This window comes from Gemmatimonas sp. (genome assembly GCF_046594945.1).
GTDB lineage: Bacteria > Gemmatimonadota > Gemmatimonadetes > Gemmatimonadales > Gemmatimonadaceae > Gemmatimonas.
On the sequence record NZ_JBKJRB010000175.1, the window covers coordinates 60,515 to 75,239 of the forward strand.

12 protein-coding genes and 2 tRNA genes are annotated in these 14,725 nt (G+C 65.6%); 13 read left to right on the top strand and 1 reads right to left on the bottom strand.

Going from position 1 to position 14,725, the window contains the following annotated elements; genetic code table 11:
- Positions 1–2 precede the first annotated feature (2 nt).
- Positions 3–1,727, top strand: coding sequence for a DNA repair protein RecN (gene recN, locus ACLL97_RS21680; RefSeq protein WP_411282566.1), 1,725 nt, complete (start codon positions 3–5; stop codon positions 1,725–1,727).
- Here the strand turns inward: recN and ACLL97_RS21685 are convergent.
- Entirely contained in the window at positions 1,703–3,403 is a 1,701-nt protein-coding gene (locus tag ACLL97_RS21685) for a hypothetical protein (protein WP_411282567.1), read from the bottom strand. The genes recN and ACLL97_RS21685 overlap by 25 nt on opposite strands.
- 152 nt (positions 3,404–3,555) lie before the next feature.
- Between ACLL97_RS21685 and ACLL97_RS21690 the strand changes: the two genes are divergently transcribed.
- From ACLL97_RS21690 to ACLL97_RS21745, 12 genes are all read left to right on the top strand, one after another.
- Positions 3,556–5,361 carry a hypothetical protein gene (locus ACLL97_RS21690; protein WP_411282568.1) on the top strand — a complete coding sequence of 602 codons (1,806 nt, stop codon included), beginning with the start codon at positions 3,556–3,558 and terminating at the stop codon, positions 5,359–5,361.
- Between the two features lie 52 nt (positions 5,362–5,413).
- Positions 5,414–5,486 (top strand) — tRNA-Gly (locus ACLL97_RS21695).
- A gap of 135 nt (positions 5,487–5,621) precedes the next feature.
- A tRNA-Leu gene (locus ACLL97_RS21700) sits at positions 5,622–5,706 on the top strand.
- Positions 5,707–5,795: 89 nt separating this feature from the next.
- Positions 5,796–6,017 carry a hypothetical protein gene (locus ACLL97_RS21705; RefSeq protein WP_411282569.1) on the top strand — a complete coding sequence of 74 codons (222 nt, stop codon included), beginning with the start codon at positions 5,796–5,798 and terminating at the stop codon, positions 6,015–6,017.
- A gap of 32 nt (positions 6,018–6,049) precedes the next feature.
- On the top strand, positions 6,050–7,042 hold the full coding sequence (locus ACLL97_RS21710; protein WP_411282570.1) for a M20/M25/M40 family metallo-hydrolase: 993 nt from the start codon (positions 6,050–6,052) through the stop codon (positions 7,040–7,042).
- Positions 7,039–8,115, top strand: a complete 1,077-nt coding sequence (asd, locus tag ACLL97_RS21715) for an aspartate-semialdehyde dehydrogenase (protein WP_411282571.1) — start codon at positions 7,039–7,041, stop codon at positions 8,113–8,115. The genes ACLL97_RS21710 and asd overlap by 4 nt, the downstream gene beginning before the upstream one ends.
- Entirely contained in the window at positions 8,112–9,467 is a 1,356-nt protein-coding gene (lysC, locus tag ACLL97_RS21720; protein ID WP_411282572.1) for a lysine-sensitive aspartokinase 3, read from the top strand. Before asd ends, lysC begins: the two co-directional genes overlap by 4 nt.
- A complete protein-coding gene (locus ACLL97_RS21725) occupies positions 9,464–10,180 on the top strand; it encodes a 4-hydroxy-tetrahydrodipicolinate reductase (RefSeq protein ID WP_411282573.1) in 717 nt (238 codons plus the stop codon). Before lysC ends, ACLL97_RS21725 begins: the two co-directional genes overlap by 4 nt.
- A gap of 20 nt (positions 10,181–10,200) precedes the next feature.
- Positions 10,201–11,091, top strand: coding sequence for a 4-hydroxy-tetrahydrodipicolinate synthase (dapA, locus tag ACLL97_RS21730; RefSeq protein WP_411282574.1), 891 nt, complete (start codon positions 10,201–10,203; stop codon positions 11,089–11,091).
- A 42-nt stretch (positions 11,092–11,133) separates the two neighbouring features.
- A complete protein-coding gene (locus ACLL97_RS21735) occupies positions 11,134–11,985 on the top strand; it encodes a 2,3,4,5-tetrahydropyridine-2,6-dicarboxylate N-succinyltransferase (protein ID WP_411282575.1) in 852 nt (283 codons plus the stop codon).
- Entirely contained in the window at positions 11,982–13,991 is a 2,010-nt protein-coding gene (gene aroA / locus ACLL97_RS21740) for a 3-phosphoshikimate 1-carboxyvinyltransferase (protein ID WP_411282576.1), read from the top strand. Before ACLL97_RS21735 ends, aroA begins: the two co-directional genes overlap by 4 nt.
- A gap of 143 nt (positions 13,992–14,134) precedes the next feature.
- A partial coding sequence (locus ACLL97_RS21745; protein ID WP_411282577.1) for a S1 RNA-binding domain-containing protein occupies positions 14,135–14,725 on the top strand: 591 nt, incomplete at its 3' end.

The window sequence follows — 14,725 nt, forward strand, 5'->3', positions numbered from 1 at the left end:
GCATGCTCGTCGAGCTCCGCATCCGCAATGTGGCGGTCATCGATACGGTGGTCTTACCGCTGGCCGCGGGGCTCAACGTGTTGACGGGTGAAACGGGCGCCGGGAAGTCGCTGATCGTCGGGGCGCTGGGCATGCTGCTCGGCGAGCGCGCGGCCACGGATCGCGTGCGCAGCGGCGCCGATAAAGCAACCGTCGAGGGCGTGTTTGAACCCGGGGCCATGCCCGCGCTGCGGACGATGCTCGACGAACGCGGGATCGACGCCGACGATGAAACGTTGGTGCTCAAACGCGAGATTGGAAGTAACGGACGCTCGCGCGCGTGGATCAATGGATCGCCAGTGACGGCCGCCGTCCTTGCCGAGGTCGGCGCGCGATTGGTGAGCGTGCTCGGACAGCATGATTCGCGACAGCTGGTCGATGCCGAGCATCAGCGTGATGTCCTTGATGCCTTCACCGGTGCGCTCGAGGCGCGCGCGCGCGTCGCCGATGCGCACGCGCAGCTCGGTGCCTTGCGCACCCGCGAGCGCGAGCTCGAGGCGCGTCGTCAGGATGCGGCCAAGCGCGCGGACTATCTTCGCTTTGTGGCGCGCGAAATCGACGAGGCGAATCCCGTGGTCGGGGAAGACGACACGCTTGATGGCGAGATTCGTCGGCTGTCGCACGCCGAAGAGCTGCAGACGCTAGCCGCGCAGGCCGCAACCGCGATTTCCGGTGACGAGCGTGCCGCGTTGACGCGCTTGGCCACGGTGCGACGCGCACTGGTCACACTCGAGCGGATCGATCCCGATACGGGTCGATGGCAGCTCGGCTTCGACGCAGCGGTGTATGCACTTGATGAACTCGGGCGCGAACTCGAAACGTACGCCGAGTCGATCGAAGCCGATCCGTCGAGGCTACGCACGCTGGAGCGGCGTCGGGATCAGCTCTTGTCGCTTATGCGAAAGCACGGTCCGACGCTACAGGAAGTGATCGACACTGGAACCGAGGCGCGTGCCGAACTCGATCTGGTTTACGGAGGCACGCTCGATCTGGCTGCCATCGGTGACGCTCGGGCCGCCGCCGAAGGGGCGCTGAACGAGGCGGCGGCGGAGCTGACGCGCCGCCGGCAGACTGGTGCGCAGCAACTGGCGCGCGCCGTCACGCAGTTGCTGCCCGAGCTCGGGATGCCCGAGGGACGATTGCAGGTGCTGCTCACACCGATCGATCATGTCGGGGCGTTCGGGGCGGAGCACGTGACTTTCGTTGCCGCGTTGAACGCGGGAAGCGAGGCGCGTCCACTGGGGCGCCTCGCATCGGGCGGCGAACTCGCGCGTGTGATGCTTGCCCTCAGTACCGTGCTGGCACGACTGCAGCAGGTGCCGACGCTCGTGTTCGACGAAGTCGATGCCGGCATCGGCGGCGCCGTCGCCTGGCAGGTTGGTGCGTTGATGCATCGCGTCGCGAAACACCATCAAGTGCTTGCGATCTCGCACCTCGCGCAAATCGCCGCGCGCGCGCATCACCACGTGGTCGTGCGGAAGAGTGCGATCGGCACGGTGACTACGGCGGACACGACGCTCGTTCGCGAAGAGCGACGCGTGATTGAAATCGCGCGCATGCTCGGTGGCGACGCCGATCGCGAAGTCAGTCGGGCGCACGCGCGCGAACTGCTAGCACGCGGTGAGGACGAGGACAGTGAAACGGCGGTCACCACCCCCGTTCGTCAACGCCGCGGAAAGCCCGTATAGACGCGCAGTTCGAGCCGGTCACTCGTGACCGCGGGTACTGCGCCGGATCCCGACAGCGACACCGTGTGGGAGTAAATCACTTCGGCGGGAAAACGCGAGCGTCCCCGCACGTAGCTCGCCAGCGTCGAAAAGCTCACTCCGAACGCGGCCGCGTGCACCGTGCGCGGCTCCATCTCGAAGTCGCTCAGGAGGAGCGTACTGGACGTGGGGGCGCCGCTCTGGTATCGATCAGCTCCCCAACGGCGCGCCAGATACGCGGCCGAAATGCCGAAGAACTGCCCGATCGACAGACGCGGTGCCAGTTCGAGTTCGAGTCGTGTGCCGAGGGACCGCGTGGTCGTGCCCACGGTCACCGCATCAAACACGTTCGCGTCATTGCGAAAGGGAAGGACGACGGCGACCTCGTCGGACAGGGGCCTGACCGCGCGCACCGTGGCGCTTACCCAGAATGAGCGCGTGAGCACAAGGTCTGTCGTGCTGCGCACGAGAAGGGCGTTGGCACCGTCGCCGATTGGGATATCGAAGGGATCGTCGGTGCGGTCGGCGCCGGCGGTGCCGAAACGCCAGCCGGCCGTAAGCATGCTGCGCACACCGCGCGACGGCGTCAACAGGCGACGCACCTGGCTCGCGGCGAAGCTATCGAACAACAGATACGAAGCCGTGAAATCGATGTCGCCGATGCCCGCGCGACGCGTGTTCCCAAATCGGCGGTAGCCAAGCTTCCACGCGGTATCGCCGACGATTCGCGTCATGCCGCCCGGTCCGTACACGGTGGTCGCACCAGCCGGAGCAGCACCGGCAATGATGGTGGTCACGCCGAAGGCGGCAAACTCACTGCGGAGGGTCGCGATCGTGGTCTGCACAGCGGCCTGCGCGCTGCCGTTCTCGATCGGTACCACTGGCGCCCCGCCGGTCGTGGCGTCGCCGTACACCGACGCGATGGTCGTGCGCGTTGTCCCCGCGCGCACGAGCAGCGCCTGCGCGGCAGCCCCATTCGCACGGATCGCGTCGCATCCGGTGGCCGTCGGCGATGCGCAGCGGGTGATCTCGGCTGAAAGCTGCGTCCGCGCGAGATCAAGTTGCGAGAGCAGGGCGCCGTTTTTGGAGCGGGCCGCGGCGCCGGTGCCCGTGACAAACGCGGGGTTCATGCCGACGTTGGCCGTCGACCCGACGCGGTTCAACAGGAGCTGCGACACGTCGCGTGACTCCACGTACGGCACCAGCAGCCGCAGTGAAAGGCGGCGCGAAATGCCCACGCTGAGCCCCAGCGGGGCGATACTCTGACGAACCTCGCCAGCGGCATCGAGCGCGCCGAGCGAGAGCGCAAACGCGGGTTGACCCGTGAGCGTGCGCACCCCGGCCTCGGCGGAAACGAGCTGGGGGAAGACCGCGACGCCCGCCTGCGTCGTGTTCAACGTGGCAAACAGCGGCCTCTTGTTCGAGCCGCCGTTCGCTGACGGCGCATACACGGCGTCCCAGTCGTTCCACAGCCCCGAGATCAGGAACCGCTTGCTTCCCTTCGGCAAGGGAATCGCATCATCGCCGAGCCCAGCTACAGCTTGCGCCTTCGCTTCCCTCGGCCGCGCCGCCGCGACTCCAAGTAGCACGCTGACAGCGAGTAACGTACGAAGTGATGCGGCGAGACCAGGCGCGGTCAGCAGTCGGTGAGAGGCCAAGGCGAGTTGTCGTGTGCGAGGTGAAGCAGATCGTGTCCTGTCAACGCCAGCGTCAAGCGTCGGTCAGAAGCGTCGTGCGCCGAACCGGCTAGATTAGCCCTCATCAGTGGAGGCGTCAACGAACCCCCCGTCCCGTCAATCGAGAGCGTGCTGTGCATATTCCTTCTGTCCCTTGGCAACTTACCGGCAACCACTGGCTGACCCTGCCGTGCATCAACCCGACGGACGGCGCCATTCATGCGCTCGGGGTGCTGCATCGTGGGGCGCGGGCCGCGATTGAGTTCGCCGGATCGCCCGAGTTCATGTCGGGGAAGGGTACCCCGCTCATGGGCCCGGTGTTGCGTGTTGATGGACACGTCGTGGTGCTGGCGGCCGAAGGCATCGCTTGGGAGCGAGCCGTGGGGTGGCTACCGACCTTTACCTGCGCGATCGGATCCCTCGTGGTGCGGGGGACTATTTTTGCGCCGTATGGCCGTGATGCCGATATGGCCGGTGCGGTCTACAGCTTCGCGGTGGAGAATCGCGGCGCGAACGACGTGCATTTGGAGATCGCGCTCGAGGGCGCCCTGGGCCATCGCCAGCAGCGCGTGCGGACGCCGCGGCCGTTCGACGACGACCATCTCGTCAGCGTCGGTCCAGATGAGGTGTTGTTGCTTGAGGGCGCCGCGATTCCGGGACTCGCGGCGATCGCGATCGGTAGCGATGGTCCCGCGGCGCTCGAGGTCCCCGCGGCGGCGTCGGGCGATTCGCGGCCGTTTGCCATACGCCGATCGCTGGTAGCCCCGGCGAATGGCGCGGTGCAAGTCGCGTTCTATATCGCCGTCGGTCCCGAGCGGGATGGGGCGCAGGCCACCGTCGCTGTACTGCGTCGCCGCGGCTGGCGTGCCCTGCTGACGGCCACGCGCGAAGCGCTCTCGGCGCTCGAGCAGACGACCGGAAGCGACGTGATGGATCGCATTGTGAACCGGAATTTGCTTTTTGCCTATTTTTACGGTGTGGGACGCGGGCTCGACGATGCGCATTACTACCTCGTTCGGTCGCGGGCCCCCTGGCACTCGATGGGCTGCACGGTGCGCGACTGGGAAGCGCTGATGTGGACATTGCCCGCCGTGCAGTTGGCGGACACCGGCCTCGCGCGCGAATTGCTTGTCCGCGTTTGCGAGCTACACGGTTACGCGCCGGGGCAGGGCGTGCACTATATCGACGGCACACTATTCCAGCCCGGGTTCAGCATCGAGGGTCCGGCAGCGTTCGCCATCGCCACCGATCGCTACATCCGCGACTCGGAGGACGATCAAATCGTCGAGGATCCGGTCGTGGCGGACACGCTTTATCTGGCCTCGGAAGACATCACGGCACGACGCGATGCGCGGGTCCCGCTGTATTCAACTGAAGTGATGCCGTCCGGGGCGCCGGCGAAGTATCCCTTTACGTTGCACGGCAATGCGGTCGTGGCGCTTGCGCTCGATGTGTTCCGTCGCACGCTCGACGAGGAGGCGGCGGCCGGCGTGGAAGATCCCGCCGCCGTCCGCGCGGCAATCCGTCGGCATTTCGCAGTCGATCGTGGTGAGAAAGCTCGGTTGGCGGTCGCGGTCGACCTCACGGGCAACGCGTCGCTCGATGACGATGCGGTCGGGTCGCTCCTGTGGTTGCCGCTGTATGAGGCGCTCGATCGGGACGACTCCCTCTATCGTCGGTCCGTCCGCGCGTTGCGCACCGAAGGCACCACCCCCGAGGCGTCGGCCTCGTCGCTGCTGCCGCAGATCGCACGGCTGCTCGGCCCGGAGGCGCAGGAGGTACTCGCATGGCTTCGGCGCGCGCCGCTCGACAACGGTATTGCCGCCGAATTCGTCGATGCCGAGGGTCGGGCGATCAGCAACGGGGGTGACGCCGCATTGGCCGGCTTGCTGGCCCACACCGTCTGGTACGCCGCACACGCACTGGGACTTCGCGCCTGATTGATCCCCGACGCTTGTCCGGCTTGGGCTACGCCACTAAAATCCGATCTGTGCGGGAATAGCTCAGTTGGTAGAGCACAACCTTGCCAAGGTTGGGGTCGCGGGTTCGAGTCCCGTTTCCCGCTCTGAGTGTAGGTACGGGCAAACGATGGTTCGCCAACGGGAGCGCTTCGGCGCTCCCGTTTTGCGTAGCACGGCAGGGCGCGCTATGCTCCCACCAGCACACGCGCGGGGCGGTGGTGAGAACACGACGACGCGATACCCGGATGGCGAAACCGGTAGACGCGTGAGACTTAAAATCTCCTGTCCCAAAAGGACGTGCGGGTTCGAATCCCGCTCCGGGTATGTTGTCGTCGTTGTTCGCCCTCATCACGCGTCATTGTTCGTGCAAACATTTTGCGTCCCCCGAGTACTCCCAGTGGCCTGGAGCCCAGATGCGAACAGTGCGCGACCCGCGCGGTACCACATGGATTTGCCTCGAACTGCCTGAAGTGCCGGTCGATCAACGTGACGCGGCCGCCGCGCTGCCCGCCGACACCGTGGCCATCGAGTGCAATTCGGGTGCGGAACGGGTGATCGCACTGGTGGCGCCGGGGTGGGATGACACGATGGACGATACCACGCTCTCAAAGACGATCGCCGATTTCATGCAGTAGGAGGCGAGCCGCGGCGATTGTATGTTTCGACCATGTCTGACGTCGTCACGCTTGCCACCGAATTACTCTCCGTCGAATCCACCACCGGCCGCGAACGGGACGCGGTGGATCTCGCCGCGCGCTGGCTTGTCGCGCGCGGTTGGAATGTGTCGCTCCAGGAAGTCGAGCCGGGTCGCTCGAACGTGTGGGCCTCCCGCCGCGGTGGCGGCGTGACGCTGTCCACGCATCTCGACACCGTCCCGCCCTATCTGCCGCCTCGCCTCGAAGGCACACGACTCTACGGTCGCGGGGCGTCCGATGCGAAAGGCATCGCCGCCGCGATGATGATCGCGGCGCAGCGACTGGCCGACGCCGGCGAGGAACGGGTCGACTTGCTGTTTGTCGTTGGTGAAGAGAAAGGCTCGCCGGGTGCGCGCGCCGCGAATCGGTTGCCGGCCACCAGCAAGTTCCTTGTGAACGGTGAACCGACTGAGAGCAAACTTGCGTCGGGGTGCAAGGGCGCGCAGCGCGTGATCGTGCGAGTGCGTGGACGCGAGGCGCACTCAGCGTATGCGCACCTCGGCAGCAGCGCGCTCGATCCGCTGCTCGACATGCTCCCGCAGCTGTGCCGCTTAGCGCTTCCGGTCGATCCCGTGCTTGGCGAGACCACGTACAACATTGGCGTACTGCGCGCCGGAACCGAGGCGAACATCGTGCCTGGGCTCGCTGAAGCCGAGATCATGATTCGACTTGTCGGCGAGATCGGACCCGTGAAGCAGGCTTTCACCGAGTGGGCCGGCACGCGCGCCGAGTTGATCTGGGGATCGCATATTCCGGCCCAATATTTTCATGTGCTCAACGGCTTCGAGGTCGAGCCCGTTGCGTACACCAGCGACATCCCGCTGCTCGATCGTTGGGGGACGCCGCTGCTCTTCGGGCCCGGCTCTATTCACGTGGCCCATACGCCCATCGAATACATCGATGTGGTGGAACTCGAAGCGTCCGTGGGCGCTTACGAACGTATCGTCCGCACCCTGCTCGCATGACTACGCCCGTGACACGTTGGCCGGTCGCCGTTCTCGGCGCGACCGGTGCCGTTGGCCAAGCCTTCGTTCGCCTGCTCGAAGGTCACCCCTGGTTCGAACTGGTCGAAGTCGCTGCATCCGAGCGCAGCGCCGGCAAATCGTATGCGTCCGCCACCCGTTGGCTCGAAGGTACCTTACCGCCGGTCGTCGCTGCACTCGAGGTGAGAGCATGCTCGCCGGCGCAGGTGAAAGCGCCGATTGTTTTCTCCGCGCTCGACTCGTCGGTCGCCGGCGAGGTGGAAGCTGCGTTCGCCGCCGCGGGAAGGCTCGTGCTGAGCAACGCGAAGAACTTTCGGATGGAGTCTGATGTGCCACTGGTGATTCCCGAAGTGAACGGGGGTCATCTTGCCTTGTTGGCACAGCAGCGGATCAACCGCGGTTGGCCCGGCGGGATCGTGACGAATGCCAACTGTGCCGTGACCGTCGCCGCGATGGCGCTGGCACCGTTGCATCAGGCGTTCGGTGTCACCAAGGTGTTCGTGACGACGATGCAAGCCGTGTCGGGTGCCGGCTATCCTGGCGTGCCCTCGCTCGATATCCTCGGGAATGTCATTCCGTTCATCGGCGATGAAGAGTCCAAGATCGAAAGCGAGCTCGTGAAATTACTCGGCACGTACAACGGTGAGACAATCATCGCGGCGCCGATCGTGACGAGCGCGCACGCCAATCGCGTCGCGGTCGAACACGGTCATACGATCTGCTTGTCCGTGGCATTCGAGCGCGCGCCTACGCCGGAGCAGGCGTTGGAAACGTTGCGTGACTGGAAGGGGTATCCGGCGGTGCACGGATTGCCGTCCGCGCCAGTCCCGGCGCTCATCGTGCGCGACGAGCACGATCGGCCACAGGCGCGTCGCGACGTGAACGCCGGGAACGGCATGGCGGTGACCATCGGCCGCGTTCGCGCCGACAATCTCTTCGATCTGCGGCTGGTCGCGATGGCGCACAACGTGGTGCGCGGCGCCGCGGGCGGCTCGATTCTCAATGCCGAGCTGCTGGTGGCTACCGGTCAGCTCGACGGATTGGTCGCGTCGTGATCGTCTGTAAGTTCGGTGGCACGTCGGTGGCGGATGCCAGCGCGATCAACCGTGTTGTCGATGTCATTGTCGGCAAGCAGGCGAGTGTTCCGGTCGTCGTCGTCTCGGCGCTCGGTGGCGCCACGAATGTGCTGCTCGATGTCGCCCACAAGGCCGCCGGCGGCGAACTCCTCGCGGCGTTGCAGCTGGTGGAGCAGCTCCGCGATCGACACTTGCGTGAGGTGCATGCGTTACTCGGCGGGACGCCGGAAGCAGAGGAGCTCGCCCTCGAGATCAGTGCCAGTTTCGATGAGTTGGCCCATCTCGCGGAAGCGTTTCGGACGCTGGGCTATCTCACGCCACGCTCGCTCGATACGGTCGCTGCACTCGGCGAGTTGCTCTCGTCACAGATCGTCGCGGCCGCATTCCGTCACCGCGGCTATCCGGCGGTCTGGATCGATGCGCGTGACGTGATGAAGACGAACGACTGCTTCACGCGCGCTGAACCCGATGTCGACGCGATTGCACTGGCCTCGCAGGAATATCTGCTTCCGCTGTTGCAGCACGGGAAGATTCCCGTGATGGGTGGCTTTGTCGGATCGGCGCCCGGGCGCGTGACGACCACACTCGGGCGAGGGGGGTCCGACTATTCGGCCTCGTTGATCGGAGCGGCGATCGAAGCGACCGCGATCGAAATCTGGACCGACGTGGACGGCATGCTGACCGCCGATCCTCGCGTGATTCCCGGCGCGCGGCTCATCGAGCGCATCAGCTTCGATGAAGCGGCGGAGCTCGCTGCGTTCGGTGCAAAGGTGTTGCACCCGGCCACGATTGCGCCCGCCGTACAGCGTGGCATCCCCGTGTTCGTGTTCAACTCGCGTAAGCCGGACGGGAAGGGGACGATGATTGCGTTCGACGCGCCGCGTCTTCCTGTTCGCGCGATTGCCGGCAAGCGTAGTACGACGCTCGTGAAGCTGCGTTCCTCGCGCATGCTGCTGGCGCCGGGCTTTCTGCGCCGGGTCTTCGAAGTGTTCGAGACACATCGCACCTCCGTTGACGTCGTGACGACATCGGAGGTCTCGGTGTCGGTCACACTCGATGATGCCACGAACCTCGGCGCCATCCTGCAGGATCTGGCCGCGTTCGGCGATGTGGCGGTGGAACGACGAAGCGGTATCGTGGCGATCGTCGGTGCGGGAATCGCCGACGGCAGCCGCGCGATCGCCGACGCGTTCATCGCGCTTGGACCCATTCCCGTGTACATGGCATCGTTGAGCGCCACCGGTATCAACTTCACGCTCGTGATCGACGATGAGCAGGTCGTGCCCGCCATGCAGCGGTTGCACGCGGCGTTTTTCGAGCAGGCCTCGTGAGCGTCGCTCCGGTGCGCATCGCGCTGATCGGCATGGGGCGCATGGGGCGCGCGCTCGATGCACTGGCCGCTGAGCGCGGCTGCGACGTGGTCGCTCGCCTGGATGCGGCGGAGATGTCGAACAGCATCACCGCCGCCGAGCTGAACGGGGCGCAGGTGGCGATTGAGTTTACCACGCCGGAGTCGTCGGTGGCCAACGCCGTCGCGCTACTGCACGCTGGATGCCCGGTGGTCATCGGCACCACCGGATGGTCGGCGCAGCTGCCGGAGCTCGAAGCGGCGGCGCATCGTTCGCAGGGCGCCGCGCTCTGGTCGCCGAACTTCAGCATCGGGGTTCAGCTGTTTCTTGCGATGGCCGAAGATGCCGCACGACGCGCGCGTCACGTGTCCGGCTTCGACACGCATGTGGTGGAGACGCACCACCTCGCGAAGCTCGATGCGCCGTCCGGAACCGGCATCGCGATTTCGGAACGGTTGCAGGCTGGACTGGGACGCGACGTGCCGATCACCAGTGTGCGTACCGGTTCGGTGCCCGGCACCCACGAGATCATTTTCGACGCACCCTTCGAGCAGATACGACTCGTGCATGAAGCGCGCGACCGGCGGGTGTTCGCCGACGGCGCGCTGACGGCGGCGCGGTGGCTCGCGGGCGCGCGCGTGCCCGGGGTGTACACGATGCGTGACGTCCTGGCATCGAGCCAGGCGAATTCCTGACCTCTCAGCGCGAAACGACGATGGCGCAGCGACTTTTCGGGTGCGGTACTGCACTGGTCACGCCGTTCATGGCGGATGGTTCCATCGACGAAGTCGCTCTTCGGGCGTTCGTGGAGTGGCAGGTCAGCGAAGGCGTGCACATGCTCATTCCCTGTGGTTCCACTGGTGAAGCTGTCACGCTTGCGCCGGCGGAGCATCGGCGCGTCGTCGAGATCACTGTCGAGCAAGTGAACGGACGCGTGCCGGTGATCGCCGGCGCTGGCTCCAACGACACGCCGCGAGCCATCGCCACCTCGCTCGAGATGAAGGCGATCGGCGCTACGCATCTGCTGCATGTCACGCCGATGTACAACAAGCCGCCCCAGCGCGCGATGATCGCGCATTTCCGCGCTATTGCCGACGCCTGCGATCTGCCGATCGTGATCTACAATGTGCCGGGCCGAACGGCGATCAATCTGGAGGCGCGGAGTTGCCTGGAGCTGGCGGTTGACCCGCGCTTCGTCGCGATAAAGGAAGCCTCGGGAAACCTGGCGCAGATCACGCAGATCATTCGCGAGCGCCCGGAGCACTTCGCCGTGCTCTCGGGTGATGACGGCCTCACACTCAGTGTCATGGCGCACGGCGGGGACGGGATCATTTCGGTGATTTCGAATGTCGTGCCCGCCCTGATGTCGGCGCTCTGCGTCGCCATGGCGCGTGGTGATCTGCTCGAGGCTCGGCGTATCGATGCGTCGCTGGCGCCGGTGGCGCAGGCGGCCTTCATCGAGTCGAATCCCATTCCGGTCAAAGCAATGCTCGCGATGATGGGACGCCTGCACGATCACCTGCGGCTCCCGTTGGTTCCGCTGCTCGCGGCGCATCATCCCCTCGCTCGCGCGGCACTTGTCCAGGCCGGCGCGCTCGCCTCGTAACGTGACGTCCGTCGTTTTTCACTTCCACTTGATGCTGCTCTTATGGCCTTCTCGCTGACCGACCTCGAAGCGCGCTTCAATGATCCGCTCCTGCTCGATGGAGGAGTGGCCCTGCCGTCCGATGCGCAGCATCTGTTCGACCACGCGCTGGCGTTGCTCGAGCGCGGTGAGATTCGCGCGGCCCGTCGTGATGTCGACGGCACGTGGCATGCGGTGCCGTGGGTGAAGCGCGCCATCCTGTTGGGGTTCCGCATCGGGCGTGTGGTGGAAATGCCGGGACATGCGCCGTTTCAGTTTTTCGACAAGCACACGTATCCCACGCGCGAATTCCGCGTGGAGAATCAGGTGCGCATCGTGCCTGGTGGTTCCACCGTACGGCGCGGCGCGTATCTGGCGCCGAACGTGGTGTGCATGCCGCCGATGTACATCAACGTGGGCGCCTATGTCGGTCGCGGGACGATGGTCGACTCGCACGCGCTCGTTGGCTCCTGCGCGCAGATCGGGGAGCGAGTCCACCTCAGTGCCGCCGCGCAGATCGGCGGTGTATTGGAGCCGATCAACGCGTCACCGGTCATCATCGAGGATGATGTGATCGTCGGTGGCAACTGCGGCGTGTACGAGGGGACCGTGGTACGCGCCAAGGCGGTGCTGGGGGCCGGCGTCATTCTGACCCGCGGCACGCCGGTGTACGACCTCGTGAACGAGACGGTGCATCGCGCCACGGCCGACCAGCCGTTGATCATCCCCGAGCGGGCGGTCGTCGTGCCGGGCGCGCGTCGCGTGTCCTCCGCGTTTGGCGAAGCGCAGGGGCTGTCGCTACAGACGCCGGTCATCGTGAAGTACCGCGACGACAAGACCGATGCCGTGACCGCACTCGAGGCGTGGTTGCGGTGAGTACTTCCCGCTCGCCACTGGTGGTGCGCGGTGTCATCCGCGCTCCCGGTGACAAGTCGATCAGCCATCGCGCGTTGATCTTTGCCGCCATGGCGAGCGGACCAACGCGCATTCGTGACATCCTCGCGTCGGCCGATGTGCACGCGACCGCGGGGGCCCTGCGCGCGATGGGTGCCGACATTCCCGTGTTGAGTCCCGATTTTGTGGTGCACGGACGCGGGATCGCGTCGCTGAAGGCGCCGGAGTCGGCGCTTGACTGCGGCAACAGCGGTACCACGACGCGCTTGATCGCCGGTCTGGTGGCCGGACTCGCCGGGCGAGTGGCCCGCTTCGAGGGCGACGCCAGTCTCAGCCGGCGGCCGATGCGTCGCATCGCCGCTCCGCTGACGGAGATGGGTGCACGCATCGACTTCGAAGGCGTCGATGGGCACGACGGGTTGCCGATGCGTGTGCACGGCATGCCACTCTCGGCGATCACGTTCGTGAACACTCACGCCAGCGCGCAGGTCAAAGGCGCGTTGATGATCGCCGGCCTTGCGTCTGGCGCCGGCGTTGTGATACGCGAGCCGCAACGATCGCGCGATCACACGGAACGCATGCTCCTGGCGCGTGGCGTGCAACTCACCGTCTCCGACCTTGGTGTCGTACTGCTTCCAATGCAGTCGCTGACCGCCGTTGATGTCGTGGTGCCGTCCGATCCCTCGTCGGCGACGTTCTTTGTCGCTCTCGGCGCGCTGGCCGACGAGGGCATACTGCGCCTCGAGAATGTGTGTCTGAACCCCACACGCACCGGTGCCTTCGACGTGCTGCGTCGGATGGGCGTGCGCATTGACATCGAGGATGCGCGCACCGTCGGTGGCGAAGCGATCGGCACGCTCGTGGTCTTTCCCGCATCGCTGCGACCGACGTCGATTGGCGGCGCGGAAATTCCGCGTTGTATCGATGAACTGCCGATGCTCGCCTGTGTCGCGGCGTGTGCGGTCGGCGAAACTCGCATCACCGAGGCCGGTGAACTGCGGGTCAAGGAAAGCGATCGCATTCGCGCCGTCGTCGAGAATCTTCGACGGCTTGGGGTTGATGTCGACGAGCTCCCCGATGGCATGCGCATTTCCGGATCGCGGGCAGGGCTGTCGGGGCACGTCATCACGCATGGCGATCATCGACTGGCGATGGCCTTCGGCATCCTCGGCGCGTTGCCGGGGAACCGTATCACCATCGACGATCCAGGCTGCGTGTCAGTGTCGTATCCAACATTCTGGCGGGATCTGGCGCAGGCAACGAGTCCGGCGGCCGTTGCTGCCGAGGTCACATCGCTCGCGGCGAGCGATCCGAGGCCGCTGGTGATTGCGATCGACGGACCAGCAGCATCGGGCAAAAGTTCGACGGCCCAATGGGTCGCCCAGCTCTTGAACGTGCACCACGTCGATTCCGGCGCGTTCTATCGCGCCGTCACTCTGTTGGCGCTGAGCACCGGTGTTCCGCCCGAACAGTGGACGCCCGACAGCGTGTTGGCGCAGGCGCACCGGATCTCGTGGCGCCTGACCGAGCGATCGGTGTTGCCGTTGGTTGACGGCCGCGCGCAAGACGAGGCGATGCGCGACGCGCCCGTCACTCGGCAGGTGTCGCGGGTAGCCCAAATGACGGACGTGCGACACTGGGTCAACGACCAGGTTCGGGCGGCTGGGGCGGCCACCGATGTGGTCGTGGACGGACGTGATATCGGGACGGCTGTGTTCCCGAGTGCCGCACTCAAGGTGTTTCTGGTGGCCGATCCCTGGGAACGGGCGCGGCGGCGGTTGATCCAGCGGTTAGGACGTCGTCCGAATGACGCCGAGATCGCCGAGGAGACGGAGGCGCTCGTAGCCCGCGACGCCCTCGATGCGGCCCAAAGCGCCCCGGCGCGGGACGCCATCACGATCGATACCACGACGGTGACGCAGGAAGAGCAGGTGGAGCGGATCGTGGCGCTCGCCAAGGCCACTCGGGAACGGCTACGCGGACACTAGCCTGGGTTGGAGATAGGTTAGCCGGCGCACCCATTGCCGAAGGCGCTTAATCCCTCTACGTTTCCGGGTTCCCGCTGTTAATCCGTTCCACCCTCCTCTCGGCGCGGCGAGTGCAGTTCCGCGAATCGGAGATACCCACAAGTATGAGCACTGAACTGAGCCCCGAGCTCGCCGCCGAGCTAGACGCCGCGCACAGCGCGGACATGGACGAGCTCGACGCGGAGCCGGCGCACAATAAGCTCACCCCGCGCGAAAAGCGCGACCTGCAGAAGAGCCAGCTCCGCCCGCTCGCGAACCGTCGTCCGGAACTCTACGAAGAAGACGAGTTCACGTCCGACGAGTACGAGCGCATGCTGGAGTTGTACAACGGCACGCTCGCCTCGATCGAAGAAGGCGAAATCGTCAAGGCAACCGTCCTCGAGATTCGCGAGAACCTGGTCGTCCTGGATATCGGCTTCAAGTCCGAAGGGACGATCCCGCTCGAAGAGTTCAAGGACATGCCCGACCTCAAGGTCGGCGACGAAGTCGAAGTGCTTCTCGAGCACCTCGAAGACCAGGAAGGCTCCGTCGTCCTGTCCAAGAAGAAGGCCGACTTCATGCGCGTGTGGGAGCGCATCCGCGTGGCCTACGAAAGCGACATGCCGGTCGAAGGCACTCTCGTCAAGAAGATCAAGGGTGGCGTAGTCGTCGATCTCATGGGTGTCGACGCATTCCTTCCCGGTTCGCAGATCGCG